The sequence below is a fragment of the Gaiella occulta genome, from assembly GCF_003351045.1.
In the GTDB taxonomy this organism is placed as follows: domain Bacteria; phylum Actinomycetota; class Thermoleophilia; order Gaiellales; family Gaiellaceae; genus Gaiella; species Gaiella occulta.
On the sequence record NZ_QQZY01000006.1, the window covers coordinates 168,695 to 187,109 of the forward strand.

Here is an 18,415-nt window from a genome sequence, read left to right on the forward strand (position 1 = left end):
CTCTGTGGAGAGCGCGCCTCCCGTGACCGCCCACGTCTGGTGGTGGCGACGCACCCGCCGCTGCCGCGCCGGTCGTGGATCACCGGGGTCGCTACGACCTTCCGCCGCGGGGGCAGCGGTAGGTGCGCCGCTCTCGCCCTTCGGGCGCCGACGTTGGGCGCGCATCGCTGCCGGCGCCGCCGGCTCCACCCTCGGACCGCCCGCCGGGCCCGCAGGTGCCGGCGATGGGCGCCCGGGAGCACGCGACGACTCGAGCAGCGCCCCCTGCGGGCGGGGCGCCGCGGGCACCGCAGCGCCCGCCGCCGCGGCACGCCGGGAAGCGCCGCTCACAAGGACCGGCGCTGGCGCGCTCCCGTCTGCTTCCAGCGCCCGCGCGGCCGGTGTGGATGCCCGAGCTGACAGGTCGTCAGCTCCCGCTTCTCGAGCGCGCAGCGCAGCGTCCCAGGCCGCCGGCGCAGCGCTGTCGGCGCTCGCAGGAGCGACGGCAGCCGCAGCGCCGGGGGACGCCGCAGCCGGAGGACCCGCAGCGACGGGCTCACCCGGAGGCAGCACGGCGGGGGCAGTCGAGACCGGCGTGGCAGCGGCCGCAGGATCCGAGGCGGGGACGGAGACAACGTCCGGAGACGGGCTCACGGTGGGCGGCGGCTTCAGCGCGCGACCCGGCAGGAGCGTCATCGGGTCGACGTAGTCGCCGGCGCCCGACCCCGCGCGGATGCCGAGATGCACATACGGGGTCGGCCATTCCGTCTCGCCGCTCGCGCCCGCGCTGCCGAGCGGCGCACCCTCCGCGACCTCATCTCCCTTTACGACGCCGACCTCACCCAGGTGCGTGAGCGAGACCGCGAGCCCGTCAGGCGTGTGGATCGTGACGGTGCGCCCATGGGTCGGCACCGTGCCCGCAAACGTCACCTCCCCCGCCGCCGGCGCGCGCACCGGCTCGCCGCCCGCTCCCTGGACGTCGACCCCGCGGTGCTGCCCGGCCGCATAGGCATCCGTGCCCAGGGAGAAGGGGCGCAGCACCGGACCTGCCAGCGGCCACGTCCACGCGGAGGCCGCAGGAGCCCACGCGAGCGCTGCCACGAGAAAGAGCCCGAGGGCGAAGCGGCGCATGGATACACCTCCTGTTCTCTATTGAGACAACATCGAAGGCGAGCCTAGCGCACGTGCCGGACATTGTCAATCTTGCTTACAACGAAGAGCGGTAGAGCTCGTTGCGCGGCGAGCCGGTGAGTCGCGCGACGACGTCGACGGCGACCCGCCTGGGCGTCCCGGCGGCGACGAGCTCGGCGACGGCGGCGGCGTCCCGGGTGTCCGGCCTGCCCGTGTCCGGCGCCGGGCCGATCACGAGCGTGATCTCGCCCTTCGGCGCCTCGCGATACCGCTCCGCGAGCGCCGCGGCGGTGCCGCGCACGACCTCTTCGAACGCCTTCGTCAGCTCGCGGCAGACGGCGACCACGCGACCCGGGTCGACGACCGCCAGGCTCGCGAGCGAGGCTCCGAGTCGCCGCGGCGACTCGAAGGCCACCACGGGGTGCGGCCAGCCTGCGAGCTCGCTCCACAGCGCCGCGAGCTCGGCCGCACGCCGCGGCAGGTACCCGACGAACCGGTACTGCTCGCCCGCGAGCCCGCTCGCGACGAGCGCCGTCTCGACCGCGGACGCCCCCGGCAGCACGGTCACCCGCACCCCGGCTTCGAGCGCCGCCACGACGATCCGGATGCCCGGGTCGTTGATGCCGGGCAGGCCCGCGTCGGAGACGAGAGCCATCCGCTCTCCGGCGGACAGGCGGGGCAGCAGCTCCGCCACACGGGCGGCCTCGTTGTGCTGCCGGTAGGAGACGAGCCGCGCGACGATGCCGTGGCGGCCGAGCAGGATGCGCGTCCTGCGCGTGTCCTCACACAGGACGACGTCGGCCGCGGCGAGCTCCGCGAGCACCCGAAGCGTCACGTCCTCGAGATTCCCGATCGGCGTGGCGCAGACCGCGAGCGGCATCAGCGCTCCCCGTCGAGCGCCTCGAATCCCACGAGCCCGGCACCGATCAGCCCTGCGTCCTCGCCCAGCCGTGCCTCGACGATGCGGAGCGTCTCGTCCGCGGGCTGGATCGCCTCGCGCCGCGCCGCCTCCCGCGCGGGTCCGAGCACGAGCTCGCCCGCGGCCGCGCCGAACCCCCCGCCGATCACGACGACATCCGGATCGAACACGTTGACGAGCGACCCGATCGCGACGCCGAGGAGATGTCCGATGCGGCCGAGCGCCTCGATCGCCGCAGCTTCCCCCGCATGCGCGCGCCGTACGAGCTCCGGCGCCGCGGCGCCCGGCCCGTACAGCGCCGCGGCGGCACGGTCCGCCGCGAGGCCCGACGCGACCGCCTCGAGGTGGCCGCGCCCGTGGCACGAGCCCTGGCAGGGCTCCCCGTCGGCAACCACGACGATGTGCCCGAGCTCGGCCCAGCCGCGGTAGAGCCGGCCGTCGAGCACGAGCCCGCCGCCGACGCCGGTGCCGAGGGTCAGCATGACGAGATCCGACACGCCGCGCCCGGCTCCGAGCCGCCATTCGGCGAGCGCCGCCGCGTTGGCGTCGTTCTCGACGCCCGCCGGCAGGCCGTAGCGCTCGCGCGCCCGGTTCGGGAAGTGCACGTCGTGCAGCGGCAGGTTCGTCGCGCGCAGCGCGATGCCCGTGCGCCGATCGATGTTGAGCGGCACGCCGTAGCCGATCGCCGCCGCGCCGTCGGCGAGGAGATCCTCGACGGTGGCATCGATCGCGGCGAGCACCTCCTGCTGTGGCCCGTCCGGCGTCGGGATCTCGATCGTGCGGCCGATCGAGCCGTCGCGGCCGACGAGGCCGGCGAGGATCTTCGTTCCGCCGAGGTCGACACCGATGACGTGGTCTTCGTGCACGGCGCGGCTACGATATCCGCCCGGATGCCCGAACAAGAGAAGCCCTACCGCGTCTACCGCGGCGGACGGGCCAAGGGCAGGGTCCCCCTCCAGCGCCACGCGCCTGCGAAGCGGCAGCAGGAAGCCGGGGCGGCCGGCAGCCCCGAGCGCGGGCCGAAGGAGCGGCACTGGGGTCGCAGGATCACCCTCGCCCTCGCCGCGCTGCTCCTCCTCGCCGGCGTCTGGCTCGCGACGAGCTACCTCTCCTTTGCCCGCGGAATCCGCGACGCAAACGCGCGCGTGCCACGGTCGGTCGCCGCCGAGCTGTCGCACCGGGGCGGCCTGTTGACCGCGACGCCGGCCACCATCCTCGTGCTCGGCACCGACGGCGGCACCCAGGTGGGGCGGGCCGGCGCCAACCGCTCGGACTCGATCATGCTGATCCGCACGGATCCGCGCACGCACCGCCTCGCCTATCTGTCGATCCCACGCGACCTCCGCGTCGAGATCCCCGGCTACGGCTCCGCGAAGATCAACTCCGCGTTCCAGCGCGGTGGGCCGGCGCTCACGCTGAGGACCGTGAAGGCCCTCACGGGCCTCGAGATCGACCACGTCGCGTTCGTCGACTTCGACCGCTTCCGCGAGCTCATCGACGCCGTCGGCGGCATCGACGTGAACGTCTCCCGGCCGATCCGGTCGAACCGCTTCGACTGCCCCTATGCGACCTCACAGCGCTGCGCGTCCTGGCAGGGCTGGCGCTTCGAGAAGGGCCGGCAGCACATGAGCGGGCAGCGTGCGCTCGTCTACGCGCGCATCCGCGAGAACCTGCTCGACCGCTCCGAGACCGACTTCGACCGCGCCCGCCGCCAGCAGCAGGTGATCCAGGCGACCGCTGACCGGGTGACCTCCCTCGGCACCGCCGTGAAGCTGCCGTTCGTCGGGGGCACGATCGTGAAGCCGCTCGCCACCGATCTCAGCGCCGGCCAGGTGCTGCAGCTCGGATGGGCGTACTTCCGGGCAGACAGCGCCGGTGCGTTGCACTGCCGCCTCGGCGGCGAGCCGGGCACCGCCGACGGGCAGTCCGTCATCTTCGGCTCCGAGGACAACGTCGCCACGGTGGCGATGTTCACCGGGCGGTCGGCGCCGCTCGCGCCGCCCAGGGGCCTCCCCTACGCCCCCGGCTGCGTGGTCGGCGACCGGCCGCTGTGAGCGCCGGCCGCGCCCACGCACTTCAGTCCGCCGAGGCGGGCTTCTTGTCGCTCGAGCCGGAGCCCGCGGCACCGTCCTTCGCCGGCTCCTTCTTCTCGCTCTTCTCGCTCTTCTCGCCCGAGCCGCTTCCGTCCGCGTCCTTCACGGCCTTCTTGCCGCCGCGCCCGTAGTCGGTCGAGTAGAAGCCCGACCCCTTGTAGTGAACAGCGACCGGGAACAGGATCTTCTCCACGGGGCCGCGCCCGCAGGTCTGGCAGACCTCGGCCGGCGGATCGCTCATCCGCTGGAAGATCTCGAAGGTGTGCCCGTTCGGGCACCGGTACTCGTAGATCGGCATACGAGCGCCAATCTACCAGCGACGATGCGGCGGGAAACGCGATGACGCAGAGCGTCGAGGCACGGACGGACGGACGGCCGTGGACGCCGGCGGCGCGCTCGTTCGCCTCCGCGCACGGGGTCGTAGCCGGCGTCTCGGTGATCGTCGCCGTCGCGGCCGCGTTCCTCCTGCACCAGCTGATGGCGTGGCCGCCGCACGAGGACGAGACGCTCGCGCTGTTCGTCGGACGGGACTCGCTCGGAGGCGTGATCGACCATGTCACCCGCGATCGGGGCGGAGCGCCGCTTCACTTCCTGTTCGCCTGGGGTGTCGCCCACGCAGGCTTCGGGCTCGGTGGCTCGCGGCTCGTGTCGGCGGCGTTCGCGGTCGCGAGCCTCCCGCTCGTCGCCCTCCTCGCAGCACGGTTGACGGAACGGCGTACCGCGCTCGTCGCGACCGCGCTCGTCGCCTGCAGCTGGGCGTTCCTCTTCCACGGCGTCTACGCGCGCATGTACAGCATGTTCCTGTTCCTCTCGTTGCTGTCGTTCCTGGGGCTGCTGCGTGCGCTCGACCGTGGTGGGCGCGCGTGGCTTCCGTGGGCGGCGGCGATCCTCCTCGCCGTCGCCGCGCACCCGTACGGCGCTCTCGTGCTCGCCGCGCAGGGCGTCTACGTCCTGCTCGCCCGCCGCGACCGCCTGCGCCCGGCCGTCGCGGCGTTCGCGGCCGTCGCGGTGGCCGGGATCCCCTTCTGGCTGACCGACCTCGTGCTCGCAGGGCGCTTCGACGTCGGCGTGGGTGGCCGCGGCGACAAGCTCGGCGGCCCGACGGCGATCGTCACCTACCTGTGGCAGACGGCGGGCGACTTCAGCGCCGGGTGGTGGCCGGTGCTGGCCGTGGTGCTGCTGCTCGCCCTCGCGGGGCTCGCAACGGTCGACCCCGACGCACGGAAGCTCGCACTCTGCACCACGCTCGTACCGGTGGTCGCGTTCCTCGCCGCGCGGCTGGGCGGGTCTGCTTCCCCCGAGTCGCGGCACCTGATCTTCGTGCTGCCGCTCTTCGCCGTGCTCGTCGCTGCGGGCGTGACGCGGCTCGCGCGCCGGCTGCCCCTGGCCGCCGCCGGCATCGTCGTCGCGCTCCTCGCCGCCGAGGTGGCTTGGGCATGGCAGCGAACACCTCCCCTGTTCGAATGGGAGCCCGCGCAGCGCCAGGCAGCCCGTGCCCAGGCGGAGGCCTACCTCGCCGCCACGAGCAGGCCCGACGACCTGCTCTTCGGCTACGAGCCGCTCTTCCTGGGCGCGTGGGAGCGCAATCGCGCGTTCGCCGACACGGTGCTGCCGCGCGCCGACGCCCGCCTCACGCTCCGCGTGCTGCGGCGCCAGCCGCGACCGCTCGGCCGCGGCATCTGGATCCTCGACGCGAGCGAGCGCAACAACCTGAAGCCGCGTCTCGAGATCGAGAACCGCGATCCGGGGCCGCCGGGGATGTTCGTGACGCACGCGTTCGGACCGTTTCTCGTCATCGAGACCGAAGCGCCGGTCGGGACGCCCGACCGCTACCTCGCCGCCGCGGCGCGCGCGATGCTGGCGGGACGGGCGCTCGGCATCGGCGATGCCGACGTGAACCTGCAGACGATCGAGCGCGCCGACCGCGCGTCACGCGGCTACGGGCCGTCGCTGCGCTCGCGCTCGAGCAACTCGCGGTAGCAGGGGGCGCTCTCGAACGCCCCGAGCCCGGTCGCGGCCTGCCGGCGCGAGCGCCGGGGCCGCATCCGCCGCGCGGCCGCGACGGCCGCCGACGCGCCGAGCACGCCGCCGATGAGATACGAGCGCAGTCGCCTCTGCCGCTTCTTCCCGTCCATGCGAGGATCGTAGGCGATGCTGACGTGCTGCTTCGGCGACCTCGTGCTGGACGTGATCGTGCGGTTGCAGCAGCCGCTCGCCCGGGGCGCGGACGCAACCTCGCGGGTCGTGCTGCGACCCGGCGGCCAGGCGGCAAACGTCGCCGCCTGGGTGTCCGCGCTCGGCGGCGCCGCACGGTTCATCGGCAAGCGGGGAGCCGACGACGCGGGCCGGCTCGCGGGAGAGCGCGTAGCGGCGTACGGCGTCGACCTCGCAGGTCCCGTGGAGCCGGAGGGAAGCGGTGTCATCGTCTCTCTCGTCGACCCGGACGGCGACCGGTCGATGTGCTCCGACCGCGGCGTCGCGCCCTCGTTCCGGCCCGACGAGCTCGACCCCGCGTGGCTCGACGGCTGCGAGCACCTGCACGTATCGGGGTACGCGCTGCTGCGCGACCCGGTGCGGCTCGCCGCGCTGCGCGCCGTCGAGCTCGCACGCGCCCGCGGAGCGCGGGTGAGCGTCGACCTGTCGTCGTGGAGCGCGATCCGCGATGCCGGGGCGCCGGCGTTCCGCCGCCTCGTGGAGGAGATCGCGCCCGAGATCGTGTTCGCCAACGAGGACGAGGACGCGATCGTCGGCGGACCGATCCCCGGCAGCGCCTGGATCCTGAAGCGCGGGGCGCGAGGCTGCTCGTTCGACGGCGACGAGCGGCCCGCGCTGCCGGTACGGCGCGTCGTCGACTCGACCGGCGCCGGCGACGCGCTCGCGGCCGGGTTCATCGTCGGCGGGCCCGAGCTCGCGCTTGCGGCGGCGGCCCGCTGCGTGCAGCAGGCAGGCTCGATGCCCGCGTCCTGACCCGGAGGACCGGCCGGGAGGGCGCGCTGCCGCGACGCGGGGCGGGACGGGCGGGACGCAACGAGAGGAGCGGGGCGCGACGGGGACGCGCGCCGGGACGGGAACGCGGGGCGCGAAGAACGGGCGGGCCACCCACCCCGGAGCACACGCCATGCCGGGAGTGCAGCCCGCCCGGTGCGGAGCCTGTCAGGTGCGGGACGCCCGGCGGCGTCCTTCCGGCACGCCCGCGCGCGCAGGACACGAAGACGACACAGAGGCGGCGCGGTCCCGGCACCGGATCACCGCTAGCGTGTCGTCAGGGGCACCGGGGGTGCCCCTGGGGGTGGTTGGGCCGGCGGAAGCCGCCAAGAGAGCGTCCAAGAGAGGCGAAGTGCCAGCAGCGTCCAAGAGAGGCGAAGTGCCAGCAGCCGCAGGAGAGGCGGCCCCGAGCAGCCCCCCCCCCCTGCGCCTGCCAAGCAGTCGCGCGTTTCCTGGAACGACTAGTCTCGCTGGCATGCTCGACCTGATCCACGTCAGCGACGAGGTGGCGTCCGCGCTCGAGGACGGGCGCGCCGTCGTCGCGCTCGAGACCACGCTCGTGGCGCACGGCTTTCCGGCGCCGGACGGCGTCCAGGTCGGTCTCGGCAGCGAGGCAGCCGTCCGTGCCGCCGGCGCGATCCCCGCCACCACGGGGGTGCTCGACGGGAAGATCCGGATCGGGCTGACGGAGTCGCAGCTCGAGCGCTTCACGCCGCAGGCACGCAAGCTCGGCCCGCGCGACCTCGCAGTCTGCGCGGTGCAGGGCGCGGTCGGGGCGACGACGGTCGGGGGGACGCTGACGGCGGCGGCGGCCGTCGGCATCCGCTTCATGGGCACCGGGGGGCTCGGCGGAGTTCACCGCGGCTTTCCGACGCCGCCGGACGTCTCCGCCGACCTCGGCGCGGCCGCCCGTATCCCCACCGTGATCGCGTCGTCCGGCGTTAAGTCGCTGCTCGACGTGGCGGCCACCGTGGAGCTGCTCGAGACGCTCGGCGTTCCCGTCCTCGGCTACCGCACGGACACGCTGCCGCTCTTCTATCAGGCCGACGGCGGCCCCCCCGTCTCGGCGCGCGTCGAGAGCGCCGCAGAGATCGCGCGCATCGCCGACGCGCACTGGCGCCTGGGCGGCAACGCCGTCCTCGTCGGGCGGCCTCCGGACGAGAGCCTGGAGGTCGAGCGGCTGATCGCGGAAGCCGTGGCAGCCGCCGAGCGGCAGGGCGTCTCGGGCCAGGGCGTGACCCCGTTCGTGCTCGCGTACCTGCACGAGCACTCCGCAGGCGAGACCCGCCGCGTCAACCGCGACCTCATCGTCGCCAACGCCGGCCTCGCGGGCGAGATCGCCGTCGCGTACGCGGCACTCGAGCAGGCCGCGCTCTGAGCCTGTACGACGCAGTCCGCGACCTGCCGCTGACGATCGAGGGCTACGCGCTCGAGGTTCTCGAGCAGAAGATCTCGAGCGACTTCCTGCGCAAGACGACGGTGATCCGGCTGGCCGGCGCGGGCGAGGAAGGGCTGGGCGAGGACGTCACCTACGACGCCGGCGAGCACGACCGGCAGCAGCAGCGCAGCTGCGTGCTGCCGCTCGCAGGCACGTGGACGCTCGACTCCTTCTCCGAGCACCTCGGCGGCCAACCGCTCTTCGACCACGAGCCGGCACAGCACGCCTCCCTCGACTACCGCCGCTGGGGCTTCGAGAGCGCCGCCCTCGACCTCGCTCTCCGTCAGGCCGGGCGCTCCCTCGAGGACGCCGTCGGACGAGCGCCGGCGGCGCTCACGTTCGTCGTCTCGATGCGGCTCGGCACGCCGGCGACGAGCGAGCGCCTGCACGCCTGGCTTGCCCTCTACCCGGATCTGCGCTTCAAGCTCGACGCGACCGCCGACTGGTCGGCGCAGCTGATCGCCGAGCTCGCAGCGACAGGGGCCGTCGTCGCGGTCGACTTCAAGGGCCGCTACCGCGGCACGAGCGTCGACACGCAGCCCGACCCGGCGCTGTACCGGCTCGTCGCCGAGGGGCTGCCCGGCGCGTGGCTCGAGGATCCCGCGCTCACGCCGGAGACGGAGGCGGTGCTCGAGCCGCACCGGGAGCGCGTCACGTGGGACGCGATCATCCACTCGGTCGAGGACATCGACGGGCTGCCCTGGCCGCCGCGGACGGTCAACCTGAAGCCGTCGCGGTTCGGCTCGCTGCAGCGTCTGTTCGCCGCCTACGACCACTGTGCCGCGCGCGGCATCGACGCCTACGGCGGCGGCCAGTTCGAGCTCGGGTGCGGCCGCGGCCAGATCCAGCTGCTGGCGGCGCTGTTCCACCCAGGCAGCCCGAACGACGTCGCCCCCGGCGCGTTCAACCTCGATCCGCGGCCGGGTCTCCCGACGAGCCCGCTCGCGCTCGACCCCGAGCCCATCGGCTTCCGGCTGCGCCCTTGAGCGACGGCCGCCGCGCGCGGATCGGCGGATCCAGGCTCAGCCCTCGAGCGACTGCAGGAGCGCGTCCACCTCGACGAGCGGCAGCGACTCGATCTTGGCGCTGCCGCGCGCGCCGAGCGCGACCGACACGCGGGCGATCGTGAGGTCGTCCGGCGCCTCGACGACGTTGACGAAGTCGTAGGCGCCGAGCGAGGCCCACTGGTGCAGCACGTGCGCTCCCAGCTCCTCGACGTCGCGGTTGACCTCGCGCAGCCGGCCCGGGTTGGACTTCAGCGTCTGCACGCCCTTCCCGGTCAGCGTCGTCAGCATCAGGTAGATCGGCATCGGCTCCTCCTTGCCGCGGGTGGCCGGCCCGCAGAGCCTACTCCGCCGGCGGAGCGCCATCGCGCGGGGCGAGGCGCGCCGTCCGGCGGCCCGGCCGCGTCGTTCCCACCCGCGCCGCAAGATCGACGAACAGCAGCGCTCCGCCGAGGAACAGGATCGGGCCGAGCACGGTGTCGGCCAGGAAGATCGCCACGCGCAGCGTGGTATCCGCCTGGGCGCGCAAGAGGAACCCCATCGCCAGCCGCGTCAGCCCGAACAGCAGCATCAGCGTGGCGAGCCCCCCGAGCGCGTGCACGAGGTCGGCACGAGCGACCTCGAGCGAGCGGGCAAGCGCCGAGACGGGGCCGCGCTGCTCGATCACGGCCGCCGGCACGGCGTTGCCGAACAGCGCGAGCAGCACGATCGCCGCGAGCGAGAACCACGGGAGCAGGAAGGCCGCGGGCAGGAACACGATCGTTCCGGTGCCGAGCGCGACGAGCCAGGTGCGTCTCGCGGGCCGGGCGCCGCCGGCGAGCACCGCACCCCAGGCGTAGGCCAGGCTGAGGAGCGGCGCCGCAGCGACGAGCACGGCGATCCGCCCCGCCACGTCGAGGCCGAGCGACACCTGGTCGGCGACCGCGATGACGAGGCCGAGCGGGAGCGCGAGCCAGAACCTGTCGCCGTACAGCTTCAGCGTCTCGGCGACGAGCTGGCCGACCGTCCGCGTCTCCGGCGGCAGCGCCGGCGGCAGCGGCCCGCTCGTCCTGGCATAGCGTGGGCGCGGCATCGCCACAACCGTAGCGGGCAGGGCGAGCGAGCAGCCCGCCCCTATCACCGAGACGCGACAGCGTCGACGAGCGCGGGGAGCGCGCGGTCGAGCACCGCGAGCGCGTCGGGAATCCGCCAGGTCGAGCGGTCGGCCTCGCCGACCGCGTTCGAGATCGCTCGCACCTCGACCGCCGGCACGCCGGCGAGCGCGGCGGCGCGCAGCACGCCGAAGCCCTCCATCGCTTCGACCGGCACCCCGCGCCCGGCGCCGCCGACCGCCGCGCTCGTGCCGATCGCAACGACCGGCGCGTCGGGAAGGGCGCGGCGCACGGCCTCGACGAGCCCGGGATCGGCGGCGACCCGATCGACGACGCGGATCGCTGCGACGAGATCGCAGTAGACGGCCTCGGCGCCGATCACGAGCGTCCCGGGCGCGATGCCGCGAGCGCCGGCGACCCCGACGTGGAGGACAGCCTTCCAGTCGCGCAGCGCGAGCGCGCGTGCGACCGCCGCGGCGGCCTCGACCGGGCCGACACCGCAGACGAGGCCGTCACGGCCGCACAGCTCACGCTCCGTGGCGGCGGCGATCAGGATCTCCGGCATGGCGCTCGCACTCTCCTCGGTCGACCAGGGACGCCGATCCTAGAGGCTCGCTGTGACGGCGGCGTCCGCGCGAGCGGATGCCGGGAGGACGACGGCCGGCCCTCCCGGCATCACGACGTCCTAGTAGCGCGAGACGGACGCGGCGGGCTTGACGATCTGCCCGCGGATCTCGCCGGCCGCGTTCTTCGCCGTGTGGACGTTCACGTAGGCGGTGCCGCGCTCGAGCGCGTCGGCGGTGTCCCTGGCGATCGTCGCGCGGCCCGTGGCACCGGTCTTGCAGGGGGCGCACAGCGCGAGCAGGACGCCGCCGGCGACGCCCCGCTTGCCCGCGTGGATGTGCGCCGCGACGGCCTTGCCGCTCAGGTTGCGGAAGGTGAGCGTCCACCGGATCGACCGCAGCGCGCCCGCGTCGGCCACGGTTGCCGTGAACACCCCGGCAGCCCCGGCCGGGGCGGCGGGCGGCGGCACCTCCTGCCGGGGCGTCATCGTCACGCGGTAGGAGGTGCCCCGCTTGGCGGTAGCGGCAAGGGAGCCGCCGGCGACCGTGAGCGCGAGCGCGAGAGCGACTGCGGTTGCGAGCGTCTTCATCGTCCCTCCTCGTCGGTGGTCCTTCGCAAGGGCTTACGCACCGGGAACCGCACCGGTTTGCCTACACGCCCACCGCGGCCTCCTCGTCGGCCGTCGTGAAGCGGATCGTGCCCTGGTCCGCGTAGGCGCGCACCGTTTCGCCCTCGGAGAACCGCCCCTCGAGCAGCTCGAGCGCGAGCGGGTTCTCGACGAGACGCTGGATCGCCCGCTTCAGCGGCCGCGCACCGAACGCCGGATCCCAGCCCGCCTCCGCGATCAGCTCCTTCGCCGACTCGGTCAGCTCGAGCGCGATCTTCCGCTCCGCGAGCCGGCTGCGCAACCGCTCCAGCTGCAGCTCCACGATCGCTCCGATCTGCTCCCTCGTGAGCGGCTCGAATACGACGATCTCGTCGATGCGGTTGATGAACTCGGGCCGGAAGTGCTCGAGCAGGTGCTCCTGCGAGCGGATGTTCGAGGTCATGATCACGACGGTGTTGCGGAAGTCGACCGTGCGTCCCTGGCCGTCGGTGAGGCGACCGTCGTCGAGCAGCTGCAGCAGCACGTTGAACACGTCTGCGTGGGCCTTCTCGATCTCGTCGAGCAGGATGACGCAGTAGGGGCGCCGCCGCACCGCCTCGGTGAGCTGGCCGCCCTCGTCGTAGCCGACATACCCGGGCGGGGCACCGACGAGCCGGGAGACGGTGTGCTTTTCCATGTACTCGGACATGTCCAGGCGCACCATGGCGCGCTCGTCGTCGAACATGAACTCGGCGAGGGCGCGGGCCAGCTCGGTCTTGCCGACACCGGTCGGGCCGAGGAAGACGAACGAGCCGATCGGGCGGTTCGGGTCCTGCAGGCCGGAGCGCGCACGCCGCAGCGCGTTCGAGACGGCCTCGATCGCGGCGTCCTGGCCGACGACCCGCCGGTGCAGCCGCTCCTCCATGTGCACGAGCTTCTGCACCTCGCCCTCGAGCAGCCGGTCGACGGGGATCTTCGTCCAGGAGGCGACGACGGCGGCGATGTCGTCCTCGTCGACCTCCTCCTTGACCATCGGCTCGGCCGCCTTCACGGCCTCGCCACGCTCGGCGAGCTCCTTCTCGAGCGCGGGCAGGAGCCCGTAGCGGATCTCGGCCACGCGCTGCAGGTCGCCGTGACGCTCGGCGCGCTCCGCCTCCATCCGCAGCTCGTCGATCTGCCGCGTGATCTCCTTCACCCGGTCCAGCACCTCCTTCTCACCGGCCCAGCGCGCGGCGAGCTCGTCGCGGCGGGCCTTCGCCTCGGCGAGCTCGCGCTCGACGGGCTCGCGCACGGCCGGCGACTCCTTCGCCATCGCGGCGAGCTCGATCTCGAGCTGGCGGACGCGCCGCTCGGCCTCGTCGAGCTCGACGGGGGAGGAGTCGATCTCCATCCGCAGGCGCGAGGCGGCCTCGTCCACGAGGTCGATCGCCTTGTCCGGCAGGAAGCGGTCGGTGATGTAGCGCTCCGACAGCACCGCGGCGGCGGTGAGAGCCGCGTCGCGGATACGGACGCCGTGGTGGGCTTCGTAGCGCTCCTTGAGCCCGCGCAGGATCGCGATCGTGTCCGCGACCGACGGCTCGCCCACGAACACGGGTTGGAAACGGCGCTCGAGCGCCGGATCCTTCTCGATGTGCGTGCGATACTCGTCGAGCGTCGTCGCACCGACCGCCCGCAGCTCGCCGCGCGCGAGCATCGGCTTCAACAGGTTGCCCGCCGACACGGCGCCCTCGGCGGCGCCGGCGCCGACGATCGTGTGCAGCTCGTCGATGAAGAGCACGATCTCGCCTTCGGCCGCGGTGATCTCGGCGAGCACCGCCTTGAGGCGCTCCTCGAACTCGCCGCGGTACTTGGCGCCCGCGATGAGCGCGCCGATGTCGAGCGCCCACACGCGCTTGCCCTTCAGCCCCTCGGGCACGTCGCCCGCGACGATGCGCTGGGCGAGACCCTCGGCGATCGCCGTCTTGCCGACGCCGGGCTCGCCGATGAGCACGGGGTTGTTCTTCGTGCGGCGCGAGAGCACCTGGATCGTGCGGCGGATCTCCTCGTCGCGGCCGATGACGGGATCGAGCTTGCCCTGCTCGGCGAGCGCGGTCAGGTCACGTCCGTACTTCTCGAGCGCCTGGTACGAGCCCTCGGGGTCCTGCGAGGTGACGCGCTGCCCTCCGCGCACCTCCTTGAGTGCGGCGAGCAGGGCCTCGCGCGGGACGAGCGCGAGCGCGAGCAGCAGGTGCTCGACGGAGACGAACTCGTCGTCGAGCTTGCGCGCCTCGTCGGACGCATCGTCGAGCACAGCGCGGAAGCGGGCGCCTGCCTGCGGCTGGACGTTGCCGCCGGACACGGTCGGGAGCGCGCGCAGGCGCGCCTCCGCCTCGGAGCGGATCGAGTCGGGGCTCGCGCCGGCACGCTGGACGAGCGTGCGCGGCAGCTCCTGCTCGAGCAGTGCGACGGTGAGGTGGTCGGGTGTGAGCTCCGGGTTGCCGGCCTTGCGGGCGAGCTCCTGCGCGCCCGCAACCGCCTCCGCAGACTTGATCGTCAGCCTGTTGAAGTCCATGTCGTTCTCCTTCCGGCCCTGCGGCGCATCGCCGCACGGGGGTTCAGCGCTGGGTTGCCGGCGGCTTGGGTGGCCGGTAGAGCACCACCTCCCGCCGGTACTGCCTGTGGGTGTCGTGAATCTCCTGGCGCAACTCGGCCTCGAGCCGCTCCATGCGCGCCCGCAGGCGGCGCAGCTCGTCCTCGAGGCGGAGCACGTGCTCGACGCCGGCGAGGTTGAGGCCGAGCTTCGTCGTCAGCGTCTGGATCAGCCGCAGCCGCTCGATGTCGTTCTCGGAATAGAGCCGGGTGCCGCCGGGCGTGCGCGCCGGCCGTACGAGGCCCTTCTCCTCGTAGGCACGCAGCGTCTGCGGGTGCATGCCCGCGAGCTCCGCGGCGACGCTGATCATGTAGCGAGGGCGGTCGGGCATCTCAGCTCATCCGCTCGAAGCGCGCCCTCGGAGACTCGCGCAACACCTTCGCGCAGTTCTCGAGCGCTTCCCTCTCGGCCTTCGTCAGCTTCTGAGGCACCGTCACCTTCACGCGCGCGAGCAGGTCGCCCTTGCCCCCTCCCTTCAGCTTCGGGGCGCCGCGGCCCTTCACGCGCAGGAGCCTCCCGGTCTCGCTTCCGGCCGGAACCTTGAGCGCCACCGGGCCGTCCGGCGTCGGGATCTCGACCGTGGCGCCGAGCGCCGCCTCGGGATACGTCACGGGCACCTCGAGCACGAGGTCGGCGCCGCGCCGCTCGTACAGCGGCGACGGTTCCACCGAGACGACGACGAACAGGTCGCCGGCGGGGCCGCCGTTGCGTCCGGGCTCGCCCTTGCCCTTGAGGCGCACCCGCGTGCCGTCCTTCGCCCCGGCAGGGATCTTGACGGCGTAGCGCTTCGTCACGCGCTCGCGCCCGCTGCCGCGGCAGGCGCCGCACGGCTGCTCGACGACGACGCCGTTGCCACGGCAACGCGGGCAGGGCTGCGAGAGCGCGAACAGGCCGTGGGAGTCCGAGACGGTGCCCGAACCGCCGCACTGGGGGCACGTGACCGGCTTCGTGCCCGGCTCGGCACCGGTGCCGTGGCAGACGTGGCAGGGCGCGTCCACGTCGACCGGCACGCGCACCTGCGCTCCCCTGAGCGCATCCTCGAACGAGAGGCGCACGCGGGATTCGAGATCGGCCCCGCGCTCGGGCTGCGGGCGCGCCCGCCTGCCGGAGCCGCGACCGAAGATGCCGCCGAACTGCCCGAGCAGGTCGGACAGGTCGACGTTCTCGTAGCTGAAGCCGCCCTGTCCGGGGCCGCCGCCTGCTCCCGCCCGAGGCCCGGCCGCCCCGAACGCGTCGTACTGCTTGCGCTTCTCCGGGTCGGAGAGGATGTCGTAGGCCCCCTGCACCTCCTTGAAGCGCTCCTCGGAGGCGGCGTCGCCCTGGTTCGCATCGGGGTGGAACCGGCGTGCGAGCTTGCGGTAGGCCCGCTTGATCTCGTCGTCGGTCGCCGTCTTCGGGACGCCGAGGATCTCGTAGGGGGACTTCACGGCTGCGCTCATCTCACTCGGCCACGACCACCCGCGCGGGGCGCAGCACGGCGTCCCCGAGGCGGTAGCCCTTCTGCACGACCTGGACGATCGTGCCCGGCTCCGCGCCCTCGGAAGGCTGCGTCATCAGCGCCTCGTGCACGTGCGGGTCGAAGGCGCCGTCGACGTCGATCTCGGCGAGCCCCTCCGAGGCGAGCGCGGCCGCGAGCGCCGACCTCGTCATCGCGACGCCCTCGATCACCTTCGCCTCCTCGTGATGCTCGGCCGCGTCCAGCGCCCGCTCGAGATCGTCGAGCACGGGCAGGAGCTTGGCCACGAGCCGCTCCGAGGCGCGGGCCGCGAACGCCTGCTGCTCGCGCAGCGCCCGCTTGCGGTAGTTGTCGAAGTCGGCGGCGAGCCGTTGCAGGTCGGCGAGGTACTCGTCCCGCTTCGCCTCGGCCTCGGCCAGCTGCCGCTCGAGCTCGGCGCCCGGGGGCGAGGCGGACGCCTCGCCCCCGTCGTCGGCGCCGGGCGGAACAGCCCGGGACGAGGGTTCCGCCCCGGCCCCGATGTCGACATGCAGCTCGTCGCTCACGCCTTCTTCGCCGCCTCGTCCTCGTCGATCACCTCGTAGTCGGCGTCCTCGACGACCTCGTCCTCGGTGGAGGAGCCGCCGCCGTTGCCGGCCGTGCCGGACGTGGTGGCGGAGGCCTGCGCGTAGAGCGCCTGGGCGAGCGGCTGCGTCGCCTCGTTCAGCGCCTGCGTCTTCTCGCGGATCGCGTTCACGTCACCGCTCTCGAGCACCTGCTTCAGCTCCATGATCCGACCCTCGATCGTCGCGGCGTCGGCCTCATCGAGCTTGTCGCGGTGCTCGGCCAGCGACTTCTCGGTCTGGTAGGCCAAAGTCTCGGCCATGTTGCGCGCGTCGGCGAGCTCGCGCAGCCTGTGCGCCTCCTCCGCGTGCGCCTCCGCGTCCTTGACCATCTTCTGCACCTCGTCCTCGGACAGGCCCGAGCCGCCCTCGATCTTGATCTGCTGCTCGTTGCCGGTGCCGAGGTCCTTGGCCGCGACGTGGATGATCCCGTTGGCGTCGATGTCGAACGAGACCTCTACCTGCGGCACGCCGCGCGGCGCCGGCGGAATGCCGACGAGCTGGAACTTGCCGAGCGTCTTGTTGAACGCGGCCATCTCCGACTCGCCCTGGAGGACGTGGATCTCGACCGACGGCTGGTTGTCCTCCGCGGTCGTGAACGTCTCCGCCTTGCGGGTCGGGATCGTCGTGTTGCGCTCGATCAGCTTCGTCATCACGCCGCCCTTGGTCTCGATGCCGAGCGAGAGCGGGGTGACGTCGAGCAGCAGCACGTCCTTGACCTCGCCCTTGAGCACGCCGCCCTGGATCGCGGCGCCGATCGCGACGACCTCGTCCGGGTTGACGCCCTTGTGCGGATCCTTCCCGATCAGCTCCTTCACCTTCTCCTGCACGGCCGGCATGCGGGTCATGCCGCCGACGAGGACGACGTGGTCGATGTCCGCGGCGGACAGGCCCGCGTCGGCGAGCGCCTGCTTCGTCGGGCCGACGGTGCGCTCCAGCAGCTCGCGCGTGAGCTCGGTCAGCTTCGCGCGCGTGAGCTGCAGGTCGAGGTGCTTGGGCCCCTCGGCCGTCGCCGTGATGAAGGGCAGGTTGATCTGCGTCGTCATCGTCGACGACAGCTCGATCTTCGCCTTCTCGGCCGCCTCGTAGAGGCGCTGCAGCGCCATCTTGTCCTGGCTCAGGTCGATGCCCTGATCCTTCTTGAACTCGGCGGCCATCCAGTCGACGATCGCCTTGTCGAAGTTGTCGCCGCCGAGGTGGTTGTCGCCGTTGGTCGACTTCACCTCGAAGACACCGTCACCGAGCTCGAGCACGGACACGTCGAACGTGCCGCCGCCGAGGTCGAAGACGAGGATCGTCTGGTCGGCACCCTCCTTGTCGAGGCCGTAGGCGAGCGCGGCCGCGGTGGGCTCGTTGATGATGCGGACGACATTGAGGCCCGCGATCTTGCCGGCGTCCTTCGTCGCCTCGCGCTGGGCGTTGTTGAAGTAGGCGGGAACCGTGATCACGACGTCCGCGATCGGCTCGCCGAGGAACGCCTCCGCGTCCGTCTTCAGCTTCTGCAGGATCATGGCGCTGATCTCCGGCGGGGCGTACTGCTTGCCGTCGACCTCGACGCGCGCGTCGCCGTTGTCGCCCTTGACGACGTTGTAGGGGACGATCGTCATCTCGTCCGAGACCTCGTCCCACTTGCGCCCCATGAAGCGCTTGATCGACGAGATCGTGTTCTGCGGGTTCGTCACCTGCTGGCGCCGCGCCGGCGCCCCGACGAGCCGCTGCCCGTCCTTCGTGAACGCGACGACGGAGGGCGTCGTGCGCCCGCCTTCGGCGTTCGGGATCACGGTGGGCTCGCCGCCCTCGAGCACGGCCATGCACGAGTTGGTCGTGCCGAGATCGATGCCTATCGTCTTCGCCATCTGTCTGGATTCCTTCCTTGTCTCGGTCTTGAGCCTCTCTGGCTCAGATAAATCTGAGCGTGAGTATATCAGGTTTTTCGAA

At 72.9% G+C, this 18,415-nt stretch carries 18 protein-coding genes and 1 pseudogene; 5 read left to right on the plus strand and 14 right to left on the minus strand.

Going from position 1 to position 18,415, the window contains the following annotated elements; genetic code table 11:
* Window positions 1–687: 687 nt before the first annotated feature.
* The 3 genes and pseudogenes from Gocc_RS17140 to Gocc_RS12495 form a co-directional block, all read right to left on the minus strand.
* Window positions 688–1,110, minus strand: a pseudogene (locus Gocc_RS17140) (murein hydrolase activator EnvC family protein); the annotation flags it as partial.
* Window positions 1,111–1,186: 76 nt separating this feature from the next.
* Window positions 1,187–1,990, minus strand: a complete 804-nt coding sequence (gene rsmI / locus Gocc_RS12490; RefSeq protein ID WP_114796898.1) for a 16S rRNA (cytidine(1402)-2'-O)-methyltransferase — start codon at window positions 1,988–1,990, stop codon at window positions 1,187–1,189.
* The gene (locus Gocc_RS12495) at window positions 1,990–2,895 is read right to left on the minus strand and encodes an ROK family protein (RefSeq protein ID WP_114796899.1); all 906 of its coding nucleotides are present in this window, start codon (window positions 2,893–2,895) and stop codon (window positions 1,990–1,992) included. The genes rsmI and Gocc_RS12495 overlap by 1 nt, the downstream gene beginning before the upstream one ends.
* Window positions 2,896–2,919: 24 nt before the next feature.
* On the opposite strand from Gocc_RS12495, the gene Gocc_RS12500 reads away from it, so the two are divergent.
* Window positions 2,920–4,083, plus strand: a complete 1,164-nt coding sequence (locus Gocc_RS12500; protein WP_114796900.1) for an LCP family protein — start codon at window positions 2,920–2,922, stop codon at window positions 4,081–4,083.
* Between the two features lie 22 nt (window positions 4,084–4,105).
* Here the strand turns inward: Gocc_RS12500 and Gocc_RS12505 are convergent, their stop codons facing one another.
* On the minus strand, window positions 4,106–4,420 hold the full coding sequence (locus Gocc_RS12505) for an FmdB family zinc ribbon protein (RefSeq protein WP_114796901.1): 315 nt from the start codon (window positions 4,418–4,420) through the stop codon (window positions 4,106–4,108).
* Window positions 4,421–4,461: 41 nt separating this feature from the next.
* Here Gocc_RS12505 and Gocc_RS12510 point away from each other — a divergent pair, with 41 nt between their 5' ends.
* Window positions 4,462–6,102 (plus strand): glycosyltransferase family protein, encoded by a 1,641-nt coding sequence (locus tag Gocc_RS12510; protein ID WP_114796902.1) that lies wholly within the window; start codon window positions 4,462–4,464, stop codon window positions 6,100–6,102.
* On the opposite strand, the gene Gocc_RS12515 is transcribed toward Gocc_RS12510, so the two are convergent.
* Window positions 6,060–6,257 carry a hypothetical protein gene (locus Gocc_RS12515; RefSeq protein ID WP_114796903.1) on the minus strand — a complete coding sequence of 66 codons (198 nt, stop codon included), beginning with the start codon at window positions 6,255–6,257 and terminating at the stop codon, window positions 6,060–6,062. The two genes, Gocc_RS12510 and Gocc_RS12515, sit on opposite strands and share 43 nt — an antisense overlap.
* 16 nt (window positions 6,258–6,273) lie before the next feature.
* On the opposite strand from Gocc_RS12515, the gene Gocc_RS12520 reads away from it, so the two are divergent.
* From Gocc_RS12520 to Gocc_RS12530, 3 genes are all read left to right on the plus strand, one after another.
* Window positions 6,274–7,089 carry a carbohydrate kinase family protein gene (locus tag Gocc_RS12520; RefSeq protein ID WP_114796904.1) on the plus strand — a complete coding sequence of 272 codons (816 nt, stop codon included), beginning with the start codon at window positions 6,274–6,276 and terminating at the stop codon, window positions 7,087–7,089.
* 493 nt (window positions 7,090–7,582) lie between these two features.
* Entirely contained in the window at window positions 7,583–8,485 is a 903-nt protein-coding gene (locus tag Gocc_RS12525) for a pseudouridine-5'-phosphate glycosidase (protein ID WP_114796905.1), read from the plus strand.
* Window positions 8,486–8,586: 101 nt separating this feature from the next.
* Complete coding sequence (locus tag Gocc_RS12530) at window positions 8,587–9,531, plus strand: enolase-like domain-containing protein (protein ID WP_220150606.1); 945 nt, start codon at window positions 8,587–8,589, stop codon at window positions 9,529–9,531.
* A gap of 36 nt (window positions 9,532–9,567) precedes the next feature.
* On the opposite strand, the gene Gocc_RS12535 is transcribed toward Gocc_RS12530, so the two are convergent.
* From Gocc_RS12535 to dnaK, 9 genes are all read right to left on the minus strand, one after another.
* Window positions 9,568–9,855: a GYD domain-containing protein gene (locus tag Gocc_RS12535; protein WP_114796907.1), complete on the minus strand. Its 288-nt coding sequence runs from the start codon at window positions 9,853–9,855 to the stop codon at window positions 9,568–9,570.
* Between the two features lie 37 nt (window positions 9,856–9,892).
* Complete coding sequence (locus Gocc_RS12540; protein ID WP_114796908.1) at window positions 9,893–10,621, minus strand: hypothetical protein; 729 nt, start codon at window positions 10,619–10,621, stop codon at window positions 9,893–9,895.
* Between the two features lie 44 nt (window positions 10,622–10,665).
* Complete coding sequence (locus Gocc_RS12545) at window positions 10,666–11,205, minus strand: phosphorylase family protein (protein ID WP_114796909.1); 540 nt, start codon at window positions 11,203–11,205, stop codon at window positions 10,666–10,668.
* Window positions 11,206–11,325: 120 nt separating this feature from the next.
* The gene (locus tag Gocc_RS12550) at window positions 11,326–11,793 is read right to left on the minus strand and encodes a CHRD domain-containing protein (RefSeq protein WP_114796910.1); all 468 of its coding nucleotides are present in this window, start codon (window positions 11,791–11,793) and stop codon (window positions 11,326–11,328) included.
* 61 nt (window positions 11,794–11,854) lie between these two features.
* Window positions 11,855–14,341, minus strand: coding sequence for an ATP-dependent chaperone ClpB (clpB, locus tag Gocc_RS12555; RefSeq protein WP_114796911.1), 2,487 nt, complete (start codon window positions 14,339–14,341; stop codon window positions 11,855–11,857).
* 43 nt (window positions 14,342–14,384) lie between these two features.
* Window positions 14,385–14,750 (minus strand): heat shock protein transcriptional repressor HspR, encoded by a 366-nt coding sequence (locus Gocc_RS12560; RefSeq protein ID WP_114796912.1) that lies wholly within the window; start codon window positions 14,748–14,750, stop codon window positions 14,385–14,387.
* A gap of 1 nt (window position 14,751) precedes the next feature.
* On the minus strand, window positions 14,752–15,846 hold the full coding sequence (gene dnaJ, locus Gocc_RS12565; RefSeq protein WP_220150607.1) for a molecular chaperone DnaJ: 1,095 nt from the start codon (window positions 15,844–15,846) through the stop codon (window positions 14,752–14,754).
* A 13-nt stretch (window positions 15,847–15,859) separates the two neighbouring features.
* Complete coding sequence (grpE, locus tag Gocc_RS12570) at window positions 15,860–16,420, minus strand: nucleotide exchange factor GrpE (RefSeq protein WP_114796914.1); 561 nt, start codon at window positions 16,418–16,420, stop codon at window positions 15,860–15,862.
* Complete coding sequence (gene dnaK, locus Gocc_RS12575) at window positions 16,417–18,333, minus strand: molecular chaperone DnaK (RefSeq protein ID WP_114796915.1); 1,917 nt, start codon at window positions 18,331–18,333, stop codon at window positions 16,417–16,419. Before dnaK ends, grpE begins: the two co-directional genes overlap by 4 nt.
* Window positions 18,334–18,415 lie beyond the last annotated feature (82 nt).